This window comes from Arthrobacter sp. Z4-13 (assembly GCF_054792705.1).
In genome coordinates, this window is record NZ_CP096459.1 from 3,640,008 (window position 1) to 3,664,245 (window position 24,238).

General features: G+C 63.7%; 17 protein-coding genes. 11 read left to right on the forward strand and 6 right to left on the reverse strand.

Annotated elements, in window-relative coordinates; genetic code table 11:
- Positions 1–323: 323 nt before the first annotated feature.
- Positions 324–1,544: an ROK family transcriptional regulator gene (locus tag M1E07_RS18675; RefSeq protein ID WP_461188110.1), complete on the reverse strand. Its 1,221-nt coding sequence runs from the start codon at positions 1,542–1,544 to the stop codon at positions 324–326.
- Positions 1,545–2,056: 512 nt separating this feature from the next.
- On the opposite strand from M1E07_RS18675, the gene M1E07_RS18680 reads away from it, so the two are divergent.
- From M1E07_RS18680 to M1E07_RS18710, 7 genes are all read left to right on the forward strand, one after another.
- A complete protein-coding gene (locus tag M1E07_RS18680; protein WP_461188111.1) occupies positions 2,057–3,307 on the forward strand; it encodes an inositol-3-phosphate synthase in 1,251 nt (416 codons plus the stop codon).
- Positions 3,304–4,185: an SCO3242 family prenyltransferase gene (locus M1E07_RS18685; RefSeq protein ID WP_461188112.1), complete on the forward strand. Its 882-nt coding sequence runs from the start codon at positions 3,304–3,306 to the stop codon at positions 4,183–4,185. Before M1E07_RS18680 ends, M1E07_RS18685 begins: the two co-directional genes overlap by 4 nt.
- Positions 4,182–5,690, forward strand: coding sequence for an EboA domain-containing protein (locus M1E07_RS18690; RefSeq protein ID WP_461188113.1), 1,509 nt, complete (start codon positions 4,182–4,184; stop codon positions 5,688–5,690). The genes M1E07_RS18685 and M1E07_RS18690 overlap by 4 nt, the downstream gene beginning before the upstream one ends.
- A 12-nt stretch (positions 5,691–5,702) precedes the next feature.
- Complete coding sequence (locus M1E07_RS18695; protein ID WP_461188114.1) at positions 5,703–6,581, forward strand: TatD family hydrolase; 879 nt, start codon at positions 5,703–5,705, stop codon at positions 6,579–6,581.
- Positions 6,581–7,714: a metabolite traffic protein EboE gene (gene eboE, locus M1E07_RS18700; protein WP_461188115.1), complete on the forward strand. Its 1,134-nt coding sequence runs from the start codon at positions 6,581–6,583 to the stop codon at positions 7,712–7,714. Before M1E07_RS18695 ends, eboE begins: the two co-directional genes overlap by 1 nt.
- A gap of 36 nt (positions 7,715–7,750) precedes the next feature.
- Complete coding sequence (locus M1E07_RS18705; protein WP_461188116.1) at positions 7,751–9,151, forward strand: alkaline phosphatase family protein; 1,401 nt, start codon at positions 7,751–7,753, stop codon at positions 9,149–9,151.
- Positions 9,152–9,434: 283 nt separating this feature from the next.
- Positions 9,435–11,555, forward strand: a complete 2,121-nt coding sequence (locus M1E07_RS18710; protein WP_461188117.1) for a PQQ-dependent sugar dehydrogenase — start codon at positions 9,435–9,437, stop codon at positions 11,553–11,555.
- 119 nt (positions 11,556–11,674) lie between these two features.
- On the opposite strand, the gene M1E07_RS18715 is transcribed toward M1E07_RS18710, so the two are convergent.
- From M1E07_RS18715 to M1E07_RS18730, 4 genes are all read right to left on the reverse strand, one after another.
- The gene (locus tag M1E07_RS18715) at positions 11,675–12,946 is read right to left on the reverse strand and encodes an ROK family transcriptional regulator (protein WP_461188118.1); all 1,272 of its coding nucleotides are present in this window, start codon (positions 12,944–12,946) and stop codon (positions 11,675–11,677) included.
- A gap of 200 nt (positions 12,947–13,146) precedes the next feature.
- Positions 13,147–14,229, reverse strand: coding sequence for a polyprenyl synthetase family protein (locus M1E07_RS18720; RefSeq protein WP_461188119.1), 1,083 nt, complete (start codon positions 14,227–14,229; stop codon positions 13,147–13,149).
- Between the two features lie 70 nt (positions 14,230–14,299).
- Positions 14,300–15,352, reverse strand: coding sequence for an ABC transporter permease (locus M1E07_RS18725; RefSeq protein ID WP_461188120.1), 1,053 nt, complete (start codon positions 15,350–15,352; stop codon positions 14,300–14,302).
- A complete protein-coding gene (locus tag M1E07_RS18730) occupies positions 15,349–16,869 on the reverse strand; it encodes a sugar ABC transporter ATP-binding protein (protein ID WP_461188121.1) in 1,521 nt (506 codons plus the stop codon). Before M1E07_RS18730 ends, M1E07_RS18725 begins: the two co-directional genes overlap by 4 nt.
- A 154-nt stretch (positions 16,870–17,023) precedes the next feature.
- Between M1E07_RS18730 and M1E07_RS18735 the strand changes: the two genes are divergently transcribed.
- From M1E07_RS18735 to M1E07_RS18750, 4 genes are all read left to right on the forward strand, one after another.
- A complete protein-coding gene (locus tag M1E07_RS18735) occupies positions 17,024–18,067 on the forward strand; it encodes a substrate-binding domain-containing protein (RefSeq protein WP_461188122.1) in 1,044 nt (347 codons plus the stop codon).
- 88 nt (positions 18,068–18,155) lie between these two features.
- Entirely contained in the window at positions 18,156–19,325 is a 1,170-nt protein-coding gene (locus tag M1E07_RS18740) for a Gfo/Idh/MocA family protein (RefSeq protein WP_461188123.1), read from the forward strand.
- Between the two features lie 133 nt (positions 19,326–19,458).
- Complete coding sequence (locus tag M1E07_RS18745; RefSeq protein WP_461188124.1) at positions 19,459–21,372, forward strand: amylosucrase; 1,914 nt, start codon at positions 19,459–19,461, stop codon at positions 21,370–21,372.
- 45 nt (positions 21,373–21,417) lie between these two features.
- Positions 21,418–22,275 (forward strand): prephenate dehydratase, encoded by an 858-nt coding sequence (locus M1E07_RS18750; RefSeq protein ID WP_461188125.1) that lies wholly within the window; start codon positions 21,418–21,420, stop codon positions 22,273–22,275.
- Here the strand turns inward: M1E07_RS18750 and M1E07_RS18755 are convergent.
- Entirely contained in the window at positions 22,257–24,182 is a 1,926-nt protein-coding gene (locus tag M1E07_RS18755; RefSeq protein ID WP_461188126.1) for an FAD-binding monooxygenase, read from the reverse strand. The two genes, M1E07_RS18750 and M1E07_RS18755, sit on opposite strands and share 19 nt — an antisense overlap.
- Between the last annotated feature and the right edge of the window lie 56 nt (positions 24,183–24,238).

Genomic DNA, 24,238 nt, shown 5'->3' on the forward strand with positions numbered 1-24,238 from the left:
CCACAGTTGGTTGCTTCACCCACAGCGTCCTCGCCGTGCGCTCCGCGTTCCACCGTTGCCGTCGATCAGAAGCAGACGCGATGGGCAGGAATTTATGACTGCAGATGTGGTACACGCTTCCACGGACACAAATTCCTTGGTTTCACGCGCTTAATCCGCGCTTGAAACCCAGACCGAAAGTGTTGTCTTTCAGACTGGCCGGTCCTTGGCGCCTCTCATTCGAAGTAGCGTCGCCGTCGACCGGGCTTCTGGGTTTGAGACTAAACCGGGGTTTTGTTGCCTGTCAAGCAAAAGTCGGGGAAATGCCAGAAGAAGCCCTTCGCCTATCCGGCAACCGACCCGGACCCGGACCCGGACAAACCCAGAACCATGGCATCAATGCGCTGCGGAGACATGGCATGGTGAATGGCCAACATGCTGGCGCCAAGCACGCCGGCGTCGAGTCCGGAACTGGACTGGACGATCTGCAGGTGCTGGGTTGCCAGCGGGATGGTGCGCGAGTAAACCACCTCGCGGATGCCAGCGATGAAATGCTCGCCGGTCAGCGCCATGGAGCCGCCAATGACTATGACGGACGGGTTGATGAGGCTGACGCAGGCGGAGAGAACCCCGCCCACGTCCCTGCCGGCCTGACGCACCGCATGCACGGCTTCCGTACTACCGGCGCCGACCAGCCGCACCACGTCTTCGCTGGTGTTTGCCTCCATGCCGAGCGCACGCAACTTCGACGCGACGGCCGGGCCTGACGCGACGGCTTCGAGGCAGTCCTTATTCCCGCAGTGGCAGGGGATTCCTGTGCCGTCATGCACCCTGATATGTCCAATGTCCCCGGCCACGCCGTCCGCGCCCCTCTGCAGCATGCCGCTGGAGACGATGCCCGAGCCGATACCGGTGGCGACTTTAACGAAGATGAGGTTATCCACGTTCGGCCAGGCAACATTGCGCTCGCCCAGCGCCATGATGTTCACGTCGTTATCCACGAGGACCGGAACGTGGAAGTGCGCCTGCAGGTGACCCGGCACGTCAAAGCCGTTCCAGCCCGGCATGATGGGGGGATTAATGGGCCTGCCGGTCCGGTGCTCCACAGGCCCGGGCAGGCCGATTCCGATGGCCAGGAGGTCTGTCATTGCCCGCCCGGAGTCCCGGAGCAACTCGGTGCCAAGTTCAACAACTACCTGCAGTACGGCGTCGGGACCCTGGGTTACTTCAATGGTCCGTGAGGCCTCACGCAGGCGGTGCCCGGTGAGGTCTGTTACGGCAACATGCAGGTGGGATGCACCAATGTCCACACCGAGGACAACTTTGCTGCCGGCCTTCAAGGCTATGCGGGAGGAGGGGCGCCCACCAGTGGAGATCGCATCGTCGACGAAACCGACCAGCCCGAGCTCCATGAGCGCCTCGATACGAAGCGTAATAGTGGAACGCGCCAGCCCCATCTGCTCCGCCAGCTCAGTCCGGGTACGCGGGCGGCCGTCCCGCAGGATCTGGAACAGCTCACTTGCTCCCGAAGAACCTAAGCCGTTGAAACTACTTATGTCACTCATCGACTAATTACAGCACATCTTTCGACAAAACCGCCTGCTGCCTCTTGCCCGAGCCCTCTGGGCGCCACAAGCGGGGCATGTCTTCCAGAAGCCCCTTCACAGAAAGCCTCGGGGCCTCGCGCATGCCCAAATGCTCATAAGTTCTTGTCGTTTCGCTCTAACCAGTGTTATGACAAGTGCAAATACATCGAGTGACAGATCAGATTCGTTGTTTGTCGCCATTAGTCATGTTAGGTTCTTTGTGATCGGCGCCTCAACGAAGCATTACCCGTTGCACTGTGCCGGAAATAATCTGCGCGCGCATGCAGCATCACTTCAAGGAGGAAGATTTGGCTAAAGGACATGCACCCCGGCAGCGCCCGGATCGGCCAAGGCAACGCGAAGAATCCCGCCGGCGACTCAACGGACTTCGATTTCCTCAATCTGCTGCGTCTACGGACTCGCAGCTCTTCTACCGGCTCATAGAGCCCGCCCGCTGAGGGCCTGCAAACACACTTTGAAAGGACATCACATTGGGTAAATCAGCTGAAGGGACACCGGGCGTGACCGCCAAGGCAGCACCGGCCATGCATACCTACGGTAAGACGGGCATCTGGCTGATCGGTGCGCGGGGGTCAGTGGCAACCACAGCGGCAGTGGGCCTGGCCGCCATCTCCGCCGGCCTCGCGAACGCCATCGGCTGTGTCACGGAACACGAAACCTTCGACGATGTCGCCCTTCCTGACTTCACTGACCTGGTGGTGGGCGGCCATGACATCAGCGACGTTTGCATGACCAAGCGCGCCGAGGCGCTCGTGGAAGCGGGGATGCTGCCGCTGCACCTGCTCGAATCCGTCCGATCCCAGCTCATGGAAACCGACCAGCGCGTGCGTCCGGGCTACAACACTGCACAGAAATCGGAATCGCAGGCCCAGGTGGCGCGCAGGCTCGCCCGGGACATCAAGGATTTCGCACGCTCCAATAGCCTGGAGCGCGTCGTTGTTCTTGATGTCGCTTCCACGGAAGCGCCGGTTGAACCGATACCTGAATTCAGTGACGCGGACCTGCTGCTGGCCGCGCTCGAGGATCCGGCACGTACGGTGCTTCCGGCCAGCTCCGTCAGCGCGTACGCTGCCGTGCTGGCTGGTTCTCCCTACATATGTTTCACCCCCTCCACAGCACTCAACCCGCCGGCACTCCAGGAACTGGCTGCCCGGCACCGCGTTCCGACCGCCGGGCAGGACGGCAAAACAGGTCAGACCTGGCTGCGGTCAGTCCTGGCTCCGGCATTTGCTGCACGCGGCCTTCGCGTCCTGTCATGGGCGGGGACGAATCTTCTGGGCGGCGGCGACGGAGCGACGCTCGCCGACCCGCAGGCCGTCGAAGGGAAGCTGCAATCCAAGAACCGAGGGCTTCGGGAGCTGACCGGCGGTGCGGTGACCCCGCTTCACATCGACAACGTCCAGGACCTGGGCGAGACCAAGGTGGCCTGGGACCACATCAACGTGGAGGGTTTCCTCGGTTCCCGCCTCACGCTGCAGACCACCTGGAGCGCTTACGACTCCATGCTGGCCGCACCCATGGTGCTGGATCTCTCGCGGCTGATGGCGCTGGCCCATGCCGCCGGAGAAGAGGGCCACGTGGGCGCCCTGGGATTCTTCTTCAAAGACCCCTGGGGCAGCGACGAACACTCGTTTGCGAACCAGACCAGCAACCTCGTGGCATGGGCCAAGACGGCAAGCACCAAGCTGTCGGCCGGCACCGGGAGCGCCGAACAGCAGTGAGCCGTACTAGCGACTACCTCGAACTGGTCCGTGCGCCGGCCGTCCTCACCGTCCTCGGCGATACGCTCGTGGGCGGTTCGGCCGCCGGGCAAGCGCTCAGCGGCCGCCGGATGCTCCTCCCCCTTGCGAGCGCCTGCCTTTATGCGGGCGGCATGGCGCTGAATGACTACGCAGACCGCGGGATCGATGCCCGCGAACGGCCGGAACGGCCCGTTCCGTCCGGAAGGATCACCGCTCGCAACGCCTTCAGCGCGGCCGCGGCCCTGACCGTGGCCGGACTCGGCTTCAGCGCTGCCGGGGGCGGCAGGAGGGCGTTCGCCGTGGCACTTCCGCTGGCCGCGGCAATCTGGACCTATGACCTGCTGGCCAAGAGCCATGCAGTGCCCGGCGCGCTCACCATGGGGTCCTGCCGTGCCCTGGACGTCCTCATGGGCGCCGGCTCCGGGCACCTTCGCCCCGCACTCGCCGCCGCGGGCATCATGGGCAGTCACACGGTGGCTGTCACCCTCCTTTCCCGCGGTGAAGTCGAGGGAACTACGACGGCGACGGCTGCCGGCGCCGCAGCCGGCACTGGCCTGCTTGCCGGCGCAGTAGTGGCCGGTTCTGCGGTGCCACGCAACCAGGTTGTTGCTGTGCTCGCCGCGGCTGCCGCCTACGCCGTCCGCTGCGCCCCGGCTCAAGTGCGGGCTGCCCGCAATCCGGTGGCGACGAACGCACTGGAGGCCACGAAGGCAGGCATCCGGGCAATGATCCCCTTGCAGATGGCACTCACGCTGCGACAAGGAAACCTGGCCGCCGCAGGAGTGCTTGCATCCGTGGATCTGCTCGGCAAGGTCGTGCGTTCCCGTCCCCTGAGTTCGAGGATTAGCGAGTCATGACAGCAACTGGATCCGCATCAGCGGCGACCACGCCCTTCAGCCTGGGGTACGGTACCAACGGATTTGCCGACCATCCCCTTCCCATAGCCCTCGAACTCCTCGCCGAACAGGGCTACGACGCAGTGGCACTGACCTTGGGTCACCCGCACCTGGACCCGTTTGCTGAGGACCTGGAGCAGCAACTGCAGTCACTGCGAAACCGGCTCGATGAGCTGGGGCTTCGCGTCGTTATTGAAACGGGCACCCGGTTCCTGCTGGACGCGCGGCACAAGCACCGGCCCGCGCTCGTGGATGAAGACGCCGACGCCCGGGTCGCCTTCCTGCACCGCGCCGTGGACATAGCAGCCGCCTTGCAGGCAGAATGCGTCTCCTTCTTCTCCGGCATCCTTCCTTCTGACACCGCCCCCGAGAAGGGATGGCAGCGGCTTACCTCCCGGGTCGCCGGCATTGTTGAGTATGCCCGGGTCAAAGACGTCCTCGTCGCCGTCGAGCCTGAACCCGGCATGCTGGTCGAAACGGTTTCCGACGTACTGCGACTTCGCGGAGAACTGGGCAATCCGGACAACCTGCGGGTGACCGTGGATATCGGCCACTGTGTAGTGGTTGAGCCAGGCGGTGTGCGGGGTGCCCTCCTGGAGGCCGGTCCGTTGCTGGCCAACGTCCAGCTGGACGACATGCCCACGCATACCCACGAGCACCTGCCTTTCGGCGAAGGCGCCGTTGATCTCCCCCTCGCGCTCTCGACCCTGGCCGAACTGGGCTACCGCGGTGTTGCCGCCGTCGAGCTGCCGCGTCACTCCCATGATGCCCCAGGGCTCGCGGCACGCAGTATGGCTGCGCTCCGCGGCGCCTGGCACGAAGCAGGAACCAGAAGGGAATCCGAACGCTGGCTGCGGGAGAGCTTGACTTTGATCACTGCCGACCCCGGCACCCTTAGCAAAACATTCGCCATGGCCGGCCGCCGCCTGAGCCGCAGCCCGCTTCGTCCGGATGCCGATCCTGCCGGTGTCCTGTTCGGCACCATAAGCGACGATGCGCGCGGCCAGCTGATCGGCCAACTCGGAGAGTTTCTTTCGCCGGATGAACTGGCCGAAGCCTTGCTGGCTCTGTACGACGGCGGGGATTCAGCAGAACGCCGGGGCGTGCTCAGGGGGTTGGGAGCACTGGCCGCGAGCTCACCGAAGCTTCCGGTCGTCGTCGTAACGGCAGGACTGCGTCTAACGGCGGAAGCCCTGCGGACCAGCGAAAGCGGCATTGTTGCGGCCGCCGTCGGGCCCTTCGCTGCAACCTACCTGGACCAGCACAGCTGGCGCCATGCCGTGCTGAAGCTGGTTTTTATGGGCATCAGCCTCAGCGCGGTGACTGATCTGCAGGAACGGGCGGATGCCGAGCTCGCAAGGATGGCACGTGACTTCGCTGCGGAACGCAGCGCCGCCGGCCGCCCCGTCCCGGAGGACGTCCACCTGCTCCTGCAGTCCTCATCCAGCTATTCCACCTCTTCTTAAGGGAAGCCAGCCATGCGTATTTTCGACCCGCACATCCACATGACAAGCCGGACCACCAATGATTACGAGGCCCTTTACGCCAACGGAGTGCGCGCCCTCGTGGAACCTGCGTTCTGGATGGGCCAGCCCCGCACCAACGTGGGCTCCTTCATTGACTACTTTGACTCGCTGCTCGGCTGGGAACGGTTCCGCGCCGCCCAATTCGGTATCCGGCACCACGCAACGATCGCCCTCAACCCCAAGGAAGCGAACGACCCGCGGTGCGTTCCCGTACTGGATGAAATCCCCCGGTACCTGGTGAAGGAAGGTGTGGTGGCCATCGGCGAAATTGGCTACGACTCGATGACTCCCGCTGAGGACGAGGCATTCAGCCGCCAGCTGCAACTCGCCCTCGAGTACTCCCTGCCGGCCATGGTGCATACTCCGCACAGGGAGAAGCTCGCCGGCACCCAAAGGACGCTCGACGTCGTCCGCGAGTCAGGCGTCGCACCTGGCATGGTGGTGGTCGACCACCTCAATGAGGCGAACGTAGAGATGGTGAAGGACGCCGGCGCCTGGCTGGGGTTCTCAATCTATCCGGACACCAAAATGGATGAGCAGCGGATGGTCGCGATCCTCAACAGGTATGGAACCGAGAGGGTGCTGGTCAACTCCGCGGCTGACTGGGGAAGGTCGGACCCCTTGAAAACCGTCAGCACTGCCAACGCCATGCTCGCGGCCGGCTTCACGCCCGACGACGTCGACAAAGTGCTCTGGCGCAACCCGGTGGAGTTCTACAGCCAGAGCGGCCAGCTGATCCTTGATCCAATCCCCGGCTTTGATGCGGCCGAACTGCCGGATGCGGCAGCGGGTTTCGAGGGCAACTCCGTCCTGCGGGGGGCCCGGGTCTGATGCTCCTTTCATACTGCACCAACGTCCACCCCGCCGAGGATCTGGACGGCGTCATCCAACAGCTCCGCGAATACGCCGGTCCAATCCGCCGCACCGTTGGCCTGGAGACCCTCGGCGTGGGACTGTGGCTGCCCGCCGGGCTCGCCCGTCAACTGGTCCAAAGTACAAGGGACCGCTCCGCCCTGCGCGACGTCCTCGACGCTGAAGGGCTGCAGCTGCACACCATCAACGCCTTCCCCTATGGCGGCTTCCACAACGAGGTAGTGAAGCTTGACGTCTACAAGCCGACATGGGCGGAGCGTGAGCGGCTGGAATACACGCTGGACTGCGCCGAAGTCCTGGCGGCCCTTTTGCCCGAGGACACAGCCGGCTCAATCTCCACCCTGCCCCTTGCCTGGCGTGAGCCATGGACACAGGACGACGACGATGCCGCCACCTCCGCGTTCGCCGAACTAAGCTCCCGCCTGCGTGAGCTGCGGGAACGTACGGGAAAGACCGTCCGCATCGCCGTCGAACCTGAGCCGGGTTGCGTGCTCGATACAGTGTCTGACGTGGTCGGCTGGCTGGGTGCCCGTATTGAACGCGGCGTGGATCCCGAGTTCGTAGGCTTGTGCGTGGACACCTGCCACCTCGCCGTTTCGTTCGCCGACCCGGCGGGCGCTGTCAAGGAAATTGATGCTGCAGGATTGCGCATAGTGAAGGTGCAGGCCTCGGCGGCCCTGCACGTCACGGATCCCTCCGCCCCGGAGGCCCGGGATGCTTTGGCGGCCTTCGTTGAGCCGCGATATCTCCACCAGGTAAGAGAGTCGCAGCCGGCCGGCGTTGTTGCTGCCGACGATCTCGGTGAAGCCCTCGCTGACCTTCCCGGGGAAAGCCCGTGGCGGGTTCACTTCCACATCCCCCTCCATCACGTCCCCGCCGCCCCTCTGGAGACCACCGTGGACGTATTGAGCCGGACCGTCACCGAAGTTCGGCAGCTGCCGTATGCGCCAGAGGTCCACCTAGACATCGAAACCTATACCTGGAGCGTGCTGCCCGGCGCCTCGGTAGGCATCATCGACGGGATTGCAGCGGAAATTGAGTGGGCGCATTCGAATCTGTGTGCTGCCGCACCCGCTGTTCAAAACTCCTGACGCGGACGCCATGACCAACCGAAGCAAGGAAAAGCCGTGAAACCAGTATTGCTGCTGAACGTCGTTGGCCTGACTGCCAAGGCACTGACCCAGATGCCTCACCTGTCCCGGCTTGCCACGCAGGGATGGTCATCGGAACTGGCTACGGTCCTGCCCGCGGTGACGTGCACCGTCCAGTCCACCATGCTGACGGGCCTGGCGCCCGCGCAGCACGGAATCGTGGGGAACGGGTGGTACTTCCGGGAGCTCGGTGATGTTTTCCTGTGGCGCCAGCACAACAGGCTTGTCAGCGGCGAAAACATCTGGGAGGCGGCACGCCGTCAGCATCCCGGGTACAGCGCGGGCAATATCTGCTGGTGGTACGCCATGGGGATGTCCACAGACCTAACGGTGACACCGCGGCCGATCTACCATGCGGATGGCCGAAAGTCCCCCGACGCCTACGTTAGGCCGGCGGAACTTCACGACGAACTGGTGGCCAGCTATGGTGATTTCCCGCTCTTCCAGTACTGGGGCCCGACGGCGACCATCAAGTCAAGCGAGTGGATCGTGAACTCTACCCGGCATGTCATGCGGAAGCAGACACCGAATCTGCTGATGGCCTACCTGCCGCACCTGGACTACGACCTGCAACGGTTTGGACCCGATTCGCCGCAGGCCGCGCGCGCGGCTTCCGAACTCGACCGCGCCCTTGCGCCGCTGCTGGATGAGGCCGGGGCGTGCGGCTACGCGGTGGTAGCCGTGTCCGAGTACGGGATCGAAGAAGCACGCACACCTGTGGATATTAACCGTGTCCTGCGGAGGGAAGGCCTGCTGGAGGTCTATGTGCAGGATGGCAGGGAGCAGCTCGATCCGTGGACGTCGCGGGCGTTTGCCGTAGCTGACCACCAGGTTGCGCATGTGTACGTCTCCGACCCGTCGGACGTGGCGCGGGTGGCGGAGGTTCTTCGCGGGACTGACGGGGTGGACGAGGTCCTGGACCAGGAAGCGCAGGCCCGCTACGGGCTCGATCATGAAAGATCCGGCGAGCTCGTTGCCATAGCGGAGCCGCGCGCCTGGTTCACCTACTACTTCTGGCTGGACGATGACCGGGCACCCGAGTACGCACGCGGCGTCGATATCCACCGTAAACCCGGCTACGACCCCGCCGAGCTCTTCTTCAATCCCGCGGACAAGCTGGCGAAGGTAAAGGCAGGACTCAATCTGGCCAAAAAGAAGCTGGGCTTGCGGTACGCCATGAGTACCGTGCCACTGGACCCGACGCACGTGCGGGGCACTCACGGACGGCTCCCGGATTCCGCAGCTGGTACGCCCCTCATTATTGGTTCGGAAAACCGCATTCCCTCCTCGATCGAGGCCTTCCTGAACAATGGCCGGCAGGTCCCCGCCGCGGCTGTAAAGGAGCTCGTACTCCAGACGCAGGGGATCACTAGCTAGGGCTTAGCGTTTTAAACAACAAAACCGGAGCTGGCTACTTTTGGCGGTTCATCCCTTTTTGCTGCCCAAAAAACGGCACAAAGCTCAAGATTTACTCAATTTTGTTTTCTGAAACCACTAGCTAAATCAGACGCCCTTCCATTAGCGTTCTAAATGACCTGAGTCCGGCTGGTCCGGGTCCTCAATGACGAGAAGAAAGTGAACGATGACAGTTAATCGACACGGGAAAGCGGAAGCTTCCCGGCATCGAACCGATGCCACCGGCTTTACAAAGAGACGTTCAGTGCGGGCGGGTGCCGGCTTGGCCATGGCGGCCCTGATGGCCACCTCCTTCGCCGTCGGACCGGCCCAGGCCGAGCAGGGCGGCGCTCCGGACGTAGCTCCGCCGGATTCCAGCTTTCAAAAAGTAACGCTCAACGACACCCCGGGTGAGCCTGTTGACTTGGCCGTGCTCCCCAACAACAACGTCCTGCACACCACGCGCGGGGGCGAAGTCTGGCTCAACGACGCAAAGACCGGCTTGAACACGCTGGCCGCCACCCTGGACGTTTACGAGCATGACGAGGAAGGCCTGCAGAGCATCGCACTTGACCCCAAGTTCGGGACCAAGGGCAACAACTGGGTCTACCTGTACTACTCGCCCCCGCAGAACACCCCCGTGGACGATCCCGCAACCACTGGTGTCAATGAGGGCGACGCGCCCTTCAGCGGCACCAAAGCGGATTTCGACAAGTTCAAGGGCTCCCTGGTGCTTTCCCGTTTCCAGTTCGACGGTTCCTCGATCGACCTCGCCACCGAGCAGGAGATCATCGAAGTACCCGTCGACCGCGGCATCTGCTGCCACGTCGGCGGCGACATCGTCTTCGACGCCGAGGGCAACCTGTACCTCTCCACCGGTGACGACACCAACCCCTTCCAGTCGGGCGGCTACACCCCGATCGACGAGCGCCCCAGCAGCAACCCCGCACTTGATGCGCAGCGGACCTCCGGAAACACCAACGACCTGCGCGGCAAAGTCCTGCGCATCACGCCCAAGGATGGCGGCGGCTACACCATCCCCGAAGGCAACCTGTTCCAGCCCGGCACGCCTCAGACCCGGCCTGAAATCTACGTGATGGGCATGCGCAACCCTTTCCGCATCGAAATCAGCCCGAGGACCGGTGAACTGTTCGTCGCAGACTACTCACCGGATGCGCGTACCGCCAACCCCCTCCGCGGCCCTGCGGGCACCGGCAAGTGGGCAGCAATCACCGAACCGTCCAACTACGGCTGGCCCTATTGCGCCACGGCAGAACTGCCGTACGTCGACTACGACTTCGCTACCAGCACCTCCGGTGAACCGTTCAACTGTGCTGCTCCTGTGAACGATTCCCCGAACAACACCGGTCTCCGTGAGCTGCCCCCGGTAGCCCAGCCCGAGGTTTGGTACTCCTACGGCGCCTCAGCCGAGTTCCCCGAGCTCGAGACCGGTGGCATCGGCCCCATGGCCGGCCCTGAGTATGTGTTCGATGAAAAGGCCACCAAGGGCAAGTCCCCTGTTGCCTGGCCGTCCTACTACGACGGCAAGTCCTTCTTCTACGAGTGGACCCGCGACTACATCAAGGGCATGACCATGGCGGACGGTGAACTCGCCTCCATCGAGAACGTCGTTGACTCCCTCGTGGTCGACAACCCCATCGACATGGAGTTCGGGCCCGATGGCGCCCTCTACGTCCTTGAATACGGCGACGGCTACTTTGGCGAGAACCCCGACGCGCAGCTTTCCCGCATCGACTACATCGGCGAGGGCGGCAACCACAGCCCCGCGGCAGTAGCCTCCGGCACACCGACTGCGGGAGCATCGCCGCTGACCGTGCAGTTCTCAAGCGAAGGCACGGCCGACGCCGATGGCGACAAGATCCGCTACGAGTGGGACTTCAACTCCGACGGCGCGGTGGACTCTGAGGAAGCAAACCCCACGTGGACCTACGAGGAAATCGGAACCTACACTGCGAGCCTGAAGGTCACGGACCTGGGCGGCAAGCACCGCGGGCGCCACTCCTCCGCAGAAGTCGCAATCGAGGTAGGCAACCAGGCGCCGGTCGTTGAGTTCATCAGCCCCATTGCAGGCCAGGACTTCCGCTTCGGCGACACTGTCAGCTACGAGGTCCGCGTCACGGACGACCAGCCGGTCGATTGCTCCCTTGTCCAGGTGACCTACATCCTCGGCCACCACACGCACGGACACCCGCAGACCACCACCTCGGGCTGCGTCGGCACCCTCACCACCACCGTCCCCGAGGGCCATGACCCCGCCGTTGACGACCTCTCGGCCGTCTTCAGCGCCAGCTACACCGACGCCGGTGACGCCGCATCTGCGCCGTTGACCGGAACCGCTGAAGTAGTACTTGCCGTAGCCAACTGATGCTCTGCGGAGTACCAGTGGTTGCACTATAGGGCCGCCGGCCCAAGGAACGAACCGGACCCTGTCTCAGCCAGCGCTGGGGCAGGGTCCGCTTTTCGTTGGCGCTTGCCTCGGAAAAGCTACACGGATGGGGCCGGGACGCCGGCGTCGTCGTCCTGGGGGCGCAGGAAGCCTGCGGGATCCCGGATGAGGGGTTCGAATGCGAGCTCCGCGGCACCTACCAGGATGGGATCTTCGCCAAGGGGAGCCAATTCAATGGCCACACTTTCCCGTGGGCCCCGCGTTCCGGGGGTGCGGAGCGCTTCGCTGAGTGCGTCCGGTGCCGCACGAACGAGGATACGCAGGAACCCGCCCAGTACAATCATGGACGGATTCAGCAGGTTGACAACGCTCTTCAGTCCTATGGCCAGCAGCTCAACCTGCCGGTCGATAATCCCCCGCAACTCCTGGGACGCGGACTCGTCCTGCAGTTTCTCCAACACGGCCTCTTCGAGGTTCTCCCTTTCACCGGCCGGCAGGCCGACTGCAGCGATCAGCTCTTCGCGGGTGATCTCGGCTTCAAGGCAGCCGAAGGAACCGCACGTGCATGCCATGCCGCCAGACAGCACGTGTGTGTGCCCGAGCTGCCCGGCGAATCCCGTGGCCCCGCGGATAAGGCGCCCTCCACTGATGACGCCTCCGCCTATGCCGCTCGCTCCCCCATAAAGGTAGACAAGGTCCGGAACGTCACGGCCTGCACCGAAGGTGGCCTGCGCACGCGCACCGGCAACCGCGTCATTGGCGGCGGTAACCGGGAGTTTCAAGGCGTCGGCGAGAAGCGCTGCGAGGCGTTGGTCGTGCCAGCCGAGATGCGGGGCTTCGATCACGGTGCCATCCACAGGATCCACCAGCCCCGGAATAGCGAGCCCCACGCCCATGATCCGGTGCCGGGCCGGAAGGGAGGTGCGCATCCCCGTGTAGATCGCCGTCACGATGTTAACCACTTCCGCTACCGACGGCGCGCGGACGGTATGGAAGCGGACAGGGTTCACTATGTGCCCGCCCAGGGAAACAAGCGCAACGCTGACTACATCAATATCCGGGTTCACGGCCAGCGCGAGCGCACCGGGACTCGGCTCAATCATGATGCTGGGGCGGCCGTGCTGCTGTGCCTGGTCGAGGTCACTTTCCACTACAAGGCCGAGGTGGACGAGTTCCCCGACGAGAGCCGCGATAGTTGATCGGTTGAGCCCCGTGGCCCGCGTAAGTTGCGCACGGGAAACCCCGCCCATGGAGTGAACCAGGCCCAGAACGGTGGAAAGATTGTGCTGCCGGGTGGAATCCCGGTTGTTCCCGAGGTTGGTACCGGCAACCGTGCGCCGAAGGCGTTCATCGTGCGATGAGGATGTCATTCCGCGGCAACTCGTCCGGCTGCGGCTTCAGCAATCCGGTGTGGAAGTGAACAGCCAGGCCAGGGCACCACGACAACCGACGTCTTCCCTTCCACCCCGGATCAGGTCCTTCCTGGCAGAACGCCTCGGTGCCGGCATTGTTCTTACATGATAACGGCAGAACGGGCAGTATCTGCGAGGGGGGAACCACCGAGGTGCAGCTAGTGTGTGCTCACGTCCGAGATGACGGCGAACAGCATGCGTTCAAGGCTCCTGTGCAGGGACGCCGGTACGCCGTCGGACTCCAGGTGCATCACTGCGAGGTGCGCATTCTCGGTGGCCAGGTTAAGGGCGTAGTTCCTTGCTCCGCAGGACACCAGCACGGATCGAACGTATTCTGCGTCGGCAGAAGTCATATCCCGGGATCCTATAAGCGAAGCGATGCTGCTCCATTCCGGCTGTGTGGCGGCAAAGGAAAGCAGTGACGTCCGCTTGCCTTCCCTGAGGTCACCCCAGTTGGTCTTCCCGGTGCGGCTTTCCTTACCGAAAACGCCCAGCACATCGTCTGCGATCTGGTACGCGATTCCGGCGTACCTCCCAAAAGCAGTCAGGGCGGTCACCACCGGTTCCGGCGCCCCGGCCAGCACGGCGCCCGCCTGCAGGGGCGCCTCGAACGAGTACACAGAAGTTTTCTGGTGCGCCGTCTTGGTGATGTCCTCGAGCGAAGGCATCTGCGGGGTACGGCTGGATTCTATGTCAAGCACCTCACCACCGACGGAGGAAAAAATCGCGTCGTCGAGGATGCCGTTCAGCCGCTGGGACACGGCGGCCGGCGCTTGAATAGCCCTTAGCAGGCGATAGGCACTGGACAGGGCAAGATCCCCGGCAAGAACTGCGGCCGAGATCCCGGCGTGGTCTGCTGCCTCCGGGGGCTCACCGGCACGCAGTGCCCTGCTTCGGTAATGGCCTGACACGTTGGGGATGCCGCGCCGAACGAAATCACGGTCAATGACGTCGTCGTGAATGATGAGCGCGCTGTGCAGGAGTTCGTATGAGGCGGCGAGCGCTGAAGCGCTGGAGAAATCAGTGCCGCCAAGCTGCCGGTAGGCGAGCATGACCAACCGCGGGCGGGAGCGCTTGCCGCCCGCGGTTGCTCTTTCGAGTGCTTCCCAGAGGCCCAGGTAGGTGGCGTTCACGGCGACAGCGTGCAGTTTTGCGTCAGCGAAGAATCGCTGGAGCGCGTCTTCAACCAACTCCAGGTCTGCGTTGCCGTTCAGAGCGTAGTCCACATTCAGGAAGTTCACTGCCCGCCCCGCTTCGTTGTCCTGGCTCCCGTGATCGTCTGCCGCCCTCTATGCCCGCCCGCCGGCGGGCCTAACTTTTGACTTTGCGCGGGCCGCGGGCCGCGAAGCGTTGCTGCAGAAGAACTGCAACGACAATGATCAGGCCCTTGACGATCGCCTGGACGGAGGTGTCCAGGTTGTTCTGGGTGAAGACGTTGGTCAGGGTGCTGAAGATCAGCACACCGAGGACCGTGCCGAAGATCGTGCCGCGCCCACCGATGAGCAGCGTCCCGCCCACCACGACGGCGGCAATCGCGTCGAGCTCGTAGAGGAGGCCGTGCGTCGAGGTTCCTGCGGTGGTACGTCCGAGCATCATGATGCCGGCGATACCGGCTGCGAGGCCGGCCAGGACGTACAGGTACACGAGGTGGCGCTTCACCTTGATACCCGCCAGCCGGGATGCTTCAAGGTTTCCGCCGATCGCGATGGTCCGGCGCCCGAAGGTGGTGCGGTTCAGGAGGAACCAGCCGGCAATGGCCACAATGATGAAGATCCAAATCAGGAGGGGAACGCCCAGCAGTTCAGAGCGCATGACCCTCAGGAAGTCGCGGTTGCTGACAATCTGGGTGCTGCGTCCGGAGATAAGCTCGGCCAGGCCGCGGGCGCCAACCAGCATGGCCAGGGTGGCAATGAAGGCCACCACGTTGCCGTACGCGATCACCAGCCCATTGATCAGGCCGGCCCCAACACCAACCGCGAGCGCCACCACCACAATGAGGAGCCAGGACGACTGGGTGGCAGCAAGCTGGACGCTGGCCAGGCTGGCGACCACCGTTGTCAGGCCCAGGACTGAACCGACGGAAAGGTCGATGCCGCCTGCAGTGATGACGAAGGTGACCCCGATGCTGATCACGCCAATGATCGAGGCGTGCCGGAAGATGGTGAGCAGGTTCTCAACGTTAAGGAACCGGTCCCCGCTGGTGATGGCACCTACAACGAAGAGCAGCGCGAGCGCAATGACGAGTCCAAGGCTGCGGCCTGCGGGGCCCTTGAGGAAATTCTGCAGGGGATTTTCCTTCGGTGTGCTGTGGTTGGCCGGCGCGGTGATATGCGCTTCGGCCACCTTGGTATTTTGCTCGCTCACGCGGCACTTCCCTTCATGACGAGGTCGAGCACTCCGTGCTCGTCTATGTCGCTTGCTGTGGTTTGGGTGAGGACTTTGCCGTCGTCGATAACGAGCACGTTGTCGGCGAGACCCAGGACTTCCTCGATTTCGCTGGAGACGACGATGATCGCCGTCCCGGCAGCAGCGAGTCTGCGGATGAGTGCGTAGATCTCGGCGCGGGCGCCGACGTCAACGCCGCGGGTGGGTTCGTCCAGCAGCAGGACCGATGTGCCGTGGAGCAACCAGCGGGCGAGCAGGATCTTCTGCTGATTTCCGCCGGAAAGAGTCCTGGCAGGCCTGTCCGGATCAGCCGGGCGCAGCTCCAGCGCGGCGATCTGCTCACGGGCCGCTTTCCGCTCGGCTGCTTCGTTCAAGTGCCCTGCGCGGGCGAACCGTTCGAAGGTTGAGAGCGTGATGTTCTTGAACAGTGGCTCGTCCAGGATGAGCCCCTGGCTCTTGCGTTCCTCAGGCGAAAGGCCGATTCCAGCGTTGACGGCCGACGTTACCGAACCGGCCCGGATTACCTTGCCGTTGACGGATACCTTCCCGGAGGAGGCCCTGCGGGCACCATAGATGGTTTCGAGGATCTCGGAGCGCTTTGATCCCACCAGCCCTGCGAAGCCCACGATCTCCCCGGCGCGCACGGTGAAGCTGACCTTGTCGAAGTGCCCGGCCAGTTCGAGGTTGTCCACGTCGAGCACCACCGGGGCATCAGCCGGGATGGGCTTCCTGTCCGGGAACACATTCTCGACGTCCCGGCCCGTCATCAGGCGGATCAGCTCCGCCTTCGGCGTCTCCGTCACGCCCAGGCCATTTGCGGTGCTGCGTCCATCCTTGATCACCGAGATGCGGTCACCGATCTGCCGGATCTCTTCGAGCCGGTGTGAGATGTAGACGACGGCGATGCCTTGGGCGGTGAGTTCGCGAACCACACGGAACAGGTTGGAAACCTCACCGGAATCGAGGATTGCACTGGGCTCATCCATGATGATCAGCTTGGTATCCCGCGACAGGGCCCGCGCCATGCTCACGATCTGCTTGTTGGCGGCAGATAACGTGCCTACTTCCGTAGACGGCGACAGGTTTCCGTGCCCGAGCCGCTTCAGGAGGGAACGCGCAACAGCGTTCGCCTTCTTCACGTGGAGGACACCTCCGGTGGCACGTTCGTGGCCGAGAAAGATGTTCTCGGCCACGGAAAGCCCGTCCACGACGTCAAGCTCCTGATACATGGTGGCAATGCCCAGGTCGAGTGCTGCAGTGGGACCGGGGAGGGTGACTTGCTTGCCCTCCCAGTGGATTTCCCCGCTGTCAGGTTGATGGACGCCTGAGAGTGTCTTGATGAGGGTGGATTTGCCTGCCCCGTTTTGGCCCATGACGCAGTGGACTTCCCCCGGAAGTACCTGCAGGTCAACGCCTTTCAGCGCCTGGACGCCAGCAAAGCGCTTGGTAAGTCCCCGAACTTCGAGCAACGGCCGTGGCTGATCTTCTTCGAACATGCGACGAACCTAACACATTATGTCGGCAATCGGTACAAGGTCGTCGAATTGGTGCAATCTTCTGTTACTGTGAGGGCAGTCACGCAGAGTAGCGGGCATGAAAAGAGCATGCTGCACCAGGCGAAGACGCACCTAACTCACTGAGGAGATACACATGCTTGCAGTTCGTACGGGCCGGAAGATGCTCGTCACCACCGCTGCCTTTCTTGCTGTCGGCGCCCTTGTTACCGGGTGCACCGAAGGCGGAAGCGGGACCAACACCCAGCCAACCAACGCGTCTGTTGAAGGCAACCAGGCCGAGGGTGACAGGGTAGTCATCGGTTTCTCCGGCCCCGCCGCAGACCACGGCTGGCTTGGTGCCATCAATTCGGCAGCGATTGCCGAGGCGAAAAAATACGGGGACGTTGACCTGCGTGTGGCTGAGGGAACCAATGACGCGAACCTGCAGATCAGCCAGGTAGAACAGTTCATCAACGACCGCGTCGACGCCATCGTGCTGCTTCCCACAGACGGCGCTGCCCTTACCCCTGTTGCCATCCAGGCCATGGAAGCCGGTATCCCCGTCATCAACGTTGACCGGGAATTCTCCAGCCCCGCGGCGGCTCGCGCCACTATCCTGGGCGACAACTACGGCATGGGGGTCAGCGCCGGCACCTACGTCTGCGAGCAGCTCAAAGACAAGAAGGATGCAGTGGTCGCCGAGATCGCCGGCATCGACTCGTTGCCGCTGACGCAGGACCGAAGCAAGGGCTTTAAGGACGCGCTGGATTCCTGCGGCCTCAATGTGGACAACCGCGTTGCCGCTGACTTCACCGTCCAGGGCGGAGAAGCGGCCACGTCCCAGCTCCTGTCCGCGGCTCCGAAGATCGATGCCCTCTGGAACCACGACGACGACCAGGGCGTAGGCGTCCTCGCGGCTATCGACAACGCCGGCCGCAAGGACTTCTTTATGGTCGGTGGCGCCGGCTCTGCCAACGCCATGCGTGAGATCCAGTCCGGTGAGAGCGTCCTGAAAGCCACCGTCATTTACCCCTCGACCCAGGCCGCAGACGGCGTCCGCCTCGCTCGCCTGATCTCACAGAAGAAGGCCATGAGCGATCTCGTGGAAGTGGAAGTCCCGAAGCGCATCGTTCTGAACGCCCCGGTCGTCACCGGCGAGAACGTCGACCAGTACCTGCCGACGGCTTTCGAATCGTAGGACCGTGTTAGATGGGGCGCCCTGCCGCTGGCAAGGGCGCCCCACCTTGTTCCAACCACTATTTACCGCCGCCGGACAAAGAGGAAACATGCTGAACGACGTACCACCCCTGAAGGTTGCCCTGATCGGACACGGATTTATGGGGGCTGCCCATTCGCAGGGATGGCGGGTTGCGCCGCGGTTCTACGATCTGCCGGCCCGGCCGGAAATGACCCTGCTGGTGGGACGCAATGCCCGCGGAGTGGAGGCATCGGCAAGGAAATGGGGTTGGGAAGAGACTCACACTGACTGGCGCGCTGCCATTGCCCGCGACGATATTGACGTCATCGACATTGTTACTCCGGGCGGCTCTCACGCCGAGATCGCAATTGCTGCATTGGAAGCGGGCAAACACGTCCTGTGTGAAAAGCCGCTGGCAAACACCCTTGAAGAAGCTGAAGCAATGGCCGCCGCCGCTGATCGCGCGGGTAAGGGCGTCTTCGCCATGGTCGGCTTCACCTACCGCCGCGTTCCCGCTACAGCGTTCGCAAGGGACCTGGTCCAGTCGGGCGCGATCGGCGAAGTCCGCCAGGTCCGTGCCGCATACCTGCAGGACTGGCTGATTGACGCCGAGGCCCCGCTGACGTGGCGCCTGCAGAAAGAGCACGCGGGATCCGGAGCACTCGGAGATCTTGGAGCCCACGCGGTGGATCTTTCCCAGTTCATCACAGGCCAGAAGATCACCGGCGTCAGCGGCATTTTGAACACCTTCGTCCCCGAGCGCCCGCTGCCCCGCGGCACATCAGGCACGGCGGACACGACGGCAGAGCGCGGCAACGTCAGCGTGGATGATCTCGCCCTCTTCACCGGGCGTTTCGAGGGCGGCGCAGTGGGTTCGTTCGAAGCGACACGAATGTCTACCGGCCGCAAAAACGCGCTGCGCATTGAAGTTGCCGGTTCCGCCGGCGCCATCTCCTTCGACCTGGAGAATATGAACTCGCTCGGCTTTTACGATGCAACAGCGCCGGACACACGCCAAGGTTTCACCGACATCATGGTCACCGAACCGGGCCACCCCTATTTGTCTGCCTGGTGGCCCGCAGGGCACACCCTTGGCTACGAGCACGGCTTCGCGCACCAAGCCAAGGACTTTGTTGAAGCCATTGCTGAGGGCCGCCGGCCGGAGCCGTCCTTCGCCGACGGTCTGCAGGTGCAAAGGGTACTCAACGCAGTGGAACGCAGCGCGGAAGCCGACAGCATCTGGACCAAAACCATCTAGGCCGGCTGGAGGCAGGGAATAACCCCACGCTTGGGCACCGCCGTTGCACGCTTGCACGGCTGTGTGACGTGGGATACTCCGATAACAAATTCCTGCCGGATCCACCGGCCGGAGATCGGAAGGGGCTTACCCGATGCAGGACTTCGTCACCGTGGGCGAAATGGCGCGGCGGCACGTCGTCGAAGCTATTGCAGAGGCGGACCTCGTTGCCGAGGCCGACTTTCAGCAACGTTTCCAACGGCATTTTCCTGACCTCTGCCGCCTCTTCCACTCGCTGTACGGCACCCGGCCGGACTGGCTGGACCAGCTGACGTCGCTGGTCCTGCAGACCGCCCGCTCCTGGCAGCAGCGCCCGCCCGAACTGAAGGCACTCGACGCCGATCGGGAGGCGAGGAGCGACTGGTTCCTGTCCAACAACATGTTGGGCGGGGTCTGCTACGTGGACCGGTATGCGGAAAGCCTGGAAGGAGTCCGCGCCCGCATCCCGTACTTCAAGGAGCTCGGCCTCACCTACCTGCACCTCATGCCGCTGTTCCTGGCCCCCGAGCCGCACTCTGACGGCGGTTACGCGGTCTCCAGCTACCGGGAGGTGAACCCCAGGCTGGGAACAATGGAACAGCTCCGGGATCTTGCCGCCGAGCTGCGAAGCAATGGCATCAGCCTGGTGGTGGACTTCATCTTCAACCACACCTCCGACGAGCACGAGTGGGCCCGTCGCGCGGCCGAGGGCAATCCCGAGTACAGCGACTACTACTGGATCTTCCCTGACCGGACCATGCCGGATGCCTTCGAACAGAACGTGCGTGAGATCTTTCCGGAGAACCACCCGGGGTCCTTCATCCAGATGGAGGACGGCCGCTGGGTCTGGGCCACGTTTCACACGTACCAGTGGGACTTGAACTACTCCAACCCGGACGTCTTCCGGGCGATGGCCGGCGAAATGCTGTTCCTGGCGAACCAGGGCGTGGACATCCTGCGCATGGATGCCGTGGCCTTTATCTGGAAGCAGCCCGGTACGCCGTGTGAAAACCTTCCCGAAGCGCACACACTGCTGCGGGCCTTCAACGCCGTGTGCCGGCTTGCCGCGCCGTCGCTGCTCTTCAAGTCCGAGGCCATCGTGCACCCGGACGAAGTCGCGCTCTACATCGACCCCGCCGAGTGCCAGATCAGCTACAACCCGCTGCAGATGGCCCTGATCTGGGAGTCCCTGGCCACCCGCGACGTCTCACTGCTGGCGCAGGCACTGAGGCGCCGGCACAACATCCCGGAGGGGACCTCCTGGGTGAACTACGTCCGCAGCCACGACGACATCGGCTGGACGTTCGCGGACGAGGACGCAGCTGAGCTGGGGATCAACGGATTCGAACACCGCCGCTTCCTGAACTCCTTCTACGTCAACCGCTTCCCCGGCAGCTTCGCCCGCGGCGTCCCCTTCCAGGACAATCCCAAGACCGGTGACTGCAGGATTTCAGGCACGACGGCGTCGCTGTGCGGCATGGAGGTTGACCCGGCTGAGGCGGTGGAGCGGATCCTCCTGGCCCACTCGGTTGCCTTCAGTACAGGCGGCATCCCCCTGCTGTATCTGGGCGACGAAGTAGGCCAGGTCAATGATTACGGATTTGACCGGGAGGCGGGCCATGAGACTGACAGCCGCTGGGTCCACCGGCCCCACTTTCCGGAAGAGCAGTACGAGCACCGCCTGGACCCGTCCACCCCTGAAGGTGCCGTCTACGCCGGTCTCCGGCGCATGATCCAGGTCCGCGCCGGCAGCCCTGAGCTGGCCGGAACCCGGCTGATTGACTTTGCCACGAACAATCGCGGCGTTCTGGCTTACCAGCGGCCCGGCGAGGGGGCCTCACCGGGCAAGGGCTCCGTGGTCCTGGCACTGGCCAACTTCAGCGATCAACCGCAGACCCTGCCGGCAGAAACCTTTGCCGGGTACTCAGCGGCCGCCGTCGACCTTCTTTCCGAAGCCGTGCTGCAGCTGGACGAAGGCGTCACGCTCCTGCCACGGCAATACGTCTGGCTGCGGGCCACTCCCGTTTAACCCGTAATTGGGCCTGGAAGCACGGGCCGTGAAACCATACGGATCATGGCCTCGAAGATTGCGTACCAGGGTGAGCCCGGCGCCAACTCCAATATCGCGTGCAAGCAGATGTTCCCTGACATGGAAAGCGTGCCCTGCGCCAGCTTTGAGGACGCGTTCGAACTCGTGTCCAGCGGCGAGGCGGACCTGGCCATGATCCCCATCGAGAACTCGATTGCCGGACGGGTGGCGGACATCCATATCCTGCTGCCCCAGTCCAACCTGCAGATCGTGGGCGAGTTCTTCCTGCCCATCCACTTCGACCTGCTGGGCATCCCCGGCAGCACCATTGAAGGCGCCACTGAGGTCCACAGCCACATCCACGCCCTGGGACAGTGCCGGAAGCTGATCCGCGACCACGGCCTCAAGCCCGTCATCGCCGGTGACACCGCAGGCTCGGCGCGCGAGGTCAGCGAGTGGAACGATCCGCGCAAGCTTTCCCTTGCTCCCCCGCTGGCCGCGCAGATCTACGGCCTGGAAGTGCTGGCCACCCGGGTCGAGGATGATCCTTCCAACACCACCCGTTTTGTGGTCCTGGCCCGGGAGACGGCGCTGCCGGCCCGGGACGAACTGCCCGGACCGGCGGTCACCAGCTTTGTGTTCCGCGTCCGGAACGTCCCGTCCGCGCTGTACAAGGCGCTGGGCGGCTTCGCGACGAACGGCGTGAACATGACCCGCCTGGAAAGCTACATGGTGGGCAACGAATTCGCGGCCACCATGTTTATGGCCGACGTCGAAGGCCACCCCGAGGACCTGCCGCTGAAGCTGGCTCTCGAGGAACTGGACTTCTTCACCACAGAGGTGCGCGTCCTTGGAGTTTATGCCGCCGCGGAGTACAGGACTGCTCAGACCGTCAGCGGCTGACCCGAGGCCTGGCGCGGCGTGAGCAGGCGCGGCTTCAGCAAGGCGGCAAAGAATTCTCCAAGCTCAGCCGTCGCGGTGAGCGGCAGGACGTTCGCCACGTACTGGTCCGGCCGGACCACCACCACCACGCCGCCGCGGTCCAGGCCGCGCAGTTCAAAGATGTCAGCGGAGGGATCGGTGGCATACACCTTCTCATAATCGGTCAGCTTGAACGGTCCCACCTGCGGCTTGAAGACCCCAGGGACCTCGCCGATGTCCACGGCCGTGTGCGGCTGCTGGTAAATCACCTTCACGTCGAACCAGGCGTCAGGATCAGCATCCGACGGCGTTGCGGCCAGCGGCGAGTCCGGCGAGTTGGCGATCCACTCGGCAAAGTCCGCCACGCCTGAGTGCGCACTGGCCGGCGCGGCGTCGGCGAAGACGTAGATGCGCCACCGCCCGTCCGCTGTGGCGTGGTGGCCGAGGTGCAGCGGGTTGGTGTCGCCCACCCTTACCACCGGTGCCGATTTGAAGCGCTTGCCCACCGGGAAGCCGGTGGCCAGGTCCTGGTGCCTGGCAGGGGCCACCAGCATGGACGGCGCGTACTCGGTCATGAATCCGGCCGGGAACTCGGCAGTGCGCACGTAGAAGTCTTCGAGGTCCGAGGGGTTTTCGAACTCCTCGGGCTTTTTGGCCATCATCGTGGACCATTCCTTGTCGAAGTCGATAAGGTTCCTGGCCACCACCTGCCGCTCGGCCGAGTACGTCGACAGCAGGCTTTCGGGGCTGCGGCCCTCGAGCACATGCCCCAGCTTCCAGGCGATGTTGAAGCCGTCCTGCATGGAAACGTTCATTCCCTGGCCCGCCTTCGCACTATGCGTGTGGCAGGCGTCGCCGGTGATAAACACGCGCGGGGTCCGTGTACCGCGGTCCTCCGGCAGGACGTCGTCGAACCTGTCCGTGAGCCGGTGCCCCACCTCGTAGACGCTGTGCCACGCGACGTTCCGGACATCCAAGCTGTAGGGGTGGAGGATTTCGTTGGCCTTGTGGATGATCTGCTCGATGCTGGTGTTCCGGACGGCGTGGTGGGTGGCCGGGTCCACCTCGCCCAGGTCCACGTACATGCGAAACAGGTGTCCGCCTTCACGCGGGATCAGCAGGATGCTGCCCTTTTCACCCTGGATGGCGCACTTGGTGCGGATGTCGGGGAAGTCGGTGACGGCCAAGGTGTCCATCACGCCCCAGGCGTGGTTGGCCTGGTCCCCGGCAAGGCGGCAGCCGATCGCTTCGCGTACCTTGCTCCGCGCTCCGTCTGCACCCACAACATATTTGGTCCGCACTACACGTTCCTTGCCCTCATCCGGCCCCGAGGTGTGCAGGAGTGTCACGGTGACAGGGTAGTCGCCCTCGTCCGCGACGCTGAGGGACTGGAACTCGTAGCCGTAGTCGGGCTTCAGGCGGGTGGGCGAATTGGCGGCGAACTCGGCGAAGTAGTCCAGCACGCGGGCCTGGTTGACGATGAGGTGCGGGAACTCGCTGATGCCCATCTCGTCGTCGACCGCGCGGGCGGTCCGAATGATGTCGGCGCGGTTAGCGGGGTCCGGCTTCCAGAACGCCATCTCCGTGATGCGGTAGGCCTCGGCAATGATGCGTTCAGCGAACCCGAAGGCCTGGAAGGTTTCGACACTGCGCGCCTGGATGCCGTCTGCCTGGCCGATGGCGAGCCGTGCGGGACGCCGTTCGATGATCCGCGTGGTGACATTGGGGAACATGGAAAGCTGAGCCGCAGCGAGCATTCCCGCAGGTCCGGTGCCGACAATCAGGACGTCAACTTCTTCCGGGAGTTCCTCGGGCCGGTTGAGGCCAACGCCGGCTGCCGGTTTTACCCGCGGATCTCCGGATACGTAACCGTGATGGTGAAACTGCACGGGATTCCTCACTTCGTGTGTGGCTTGTCAGCCGGAAGAGTGTTCGATAATAGAAT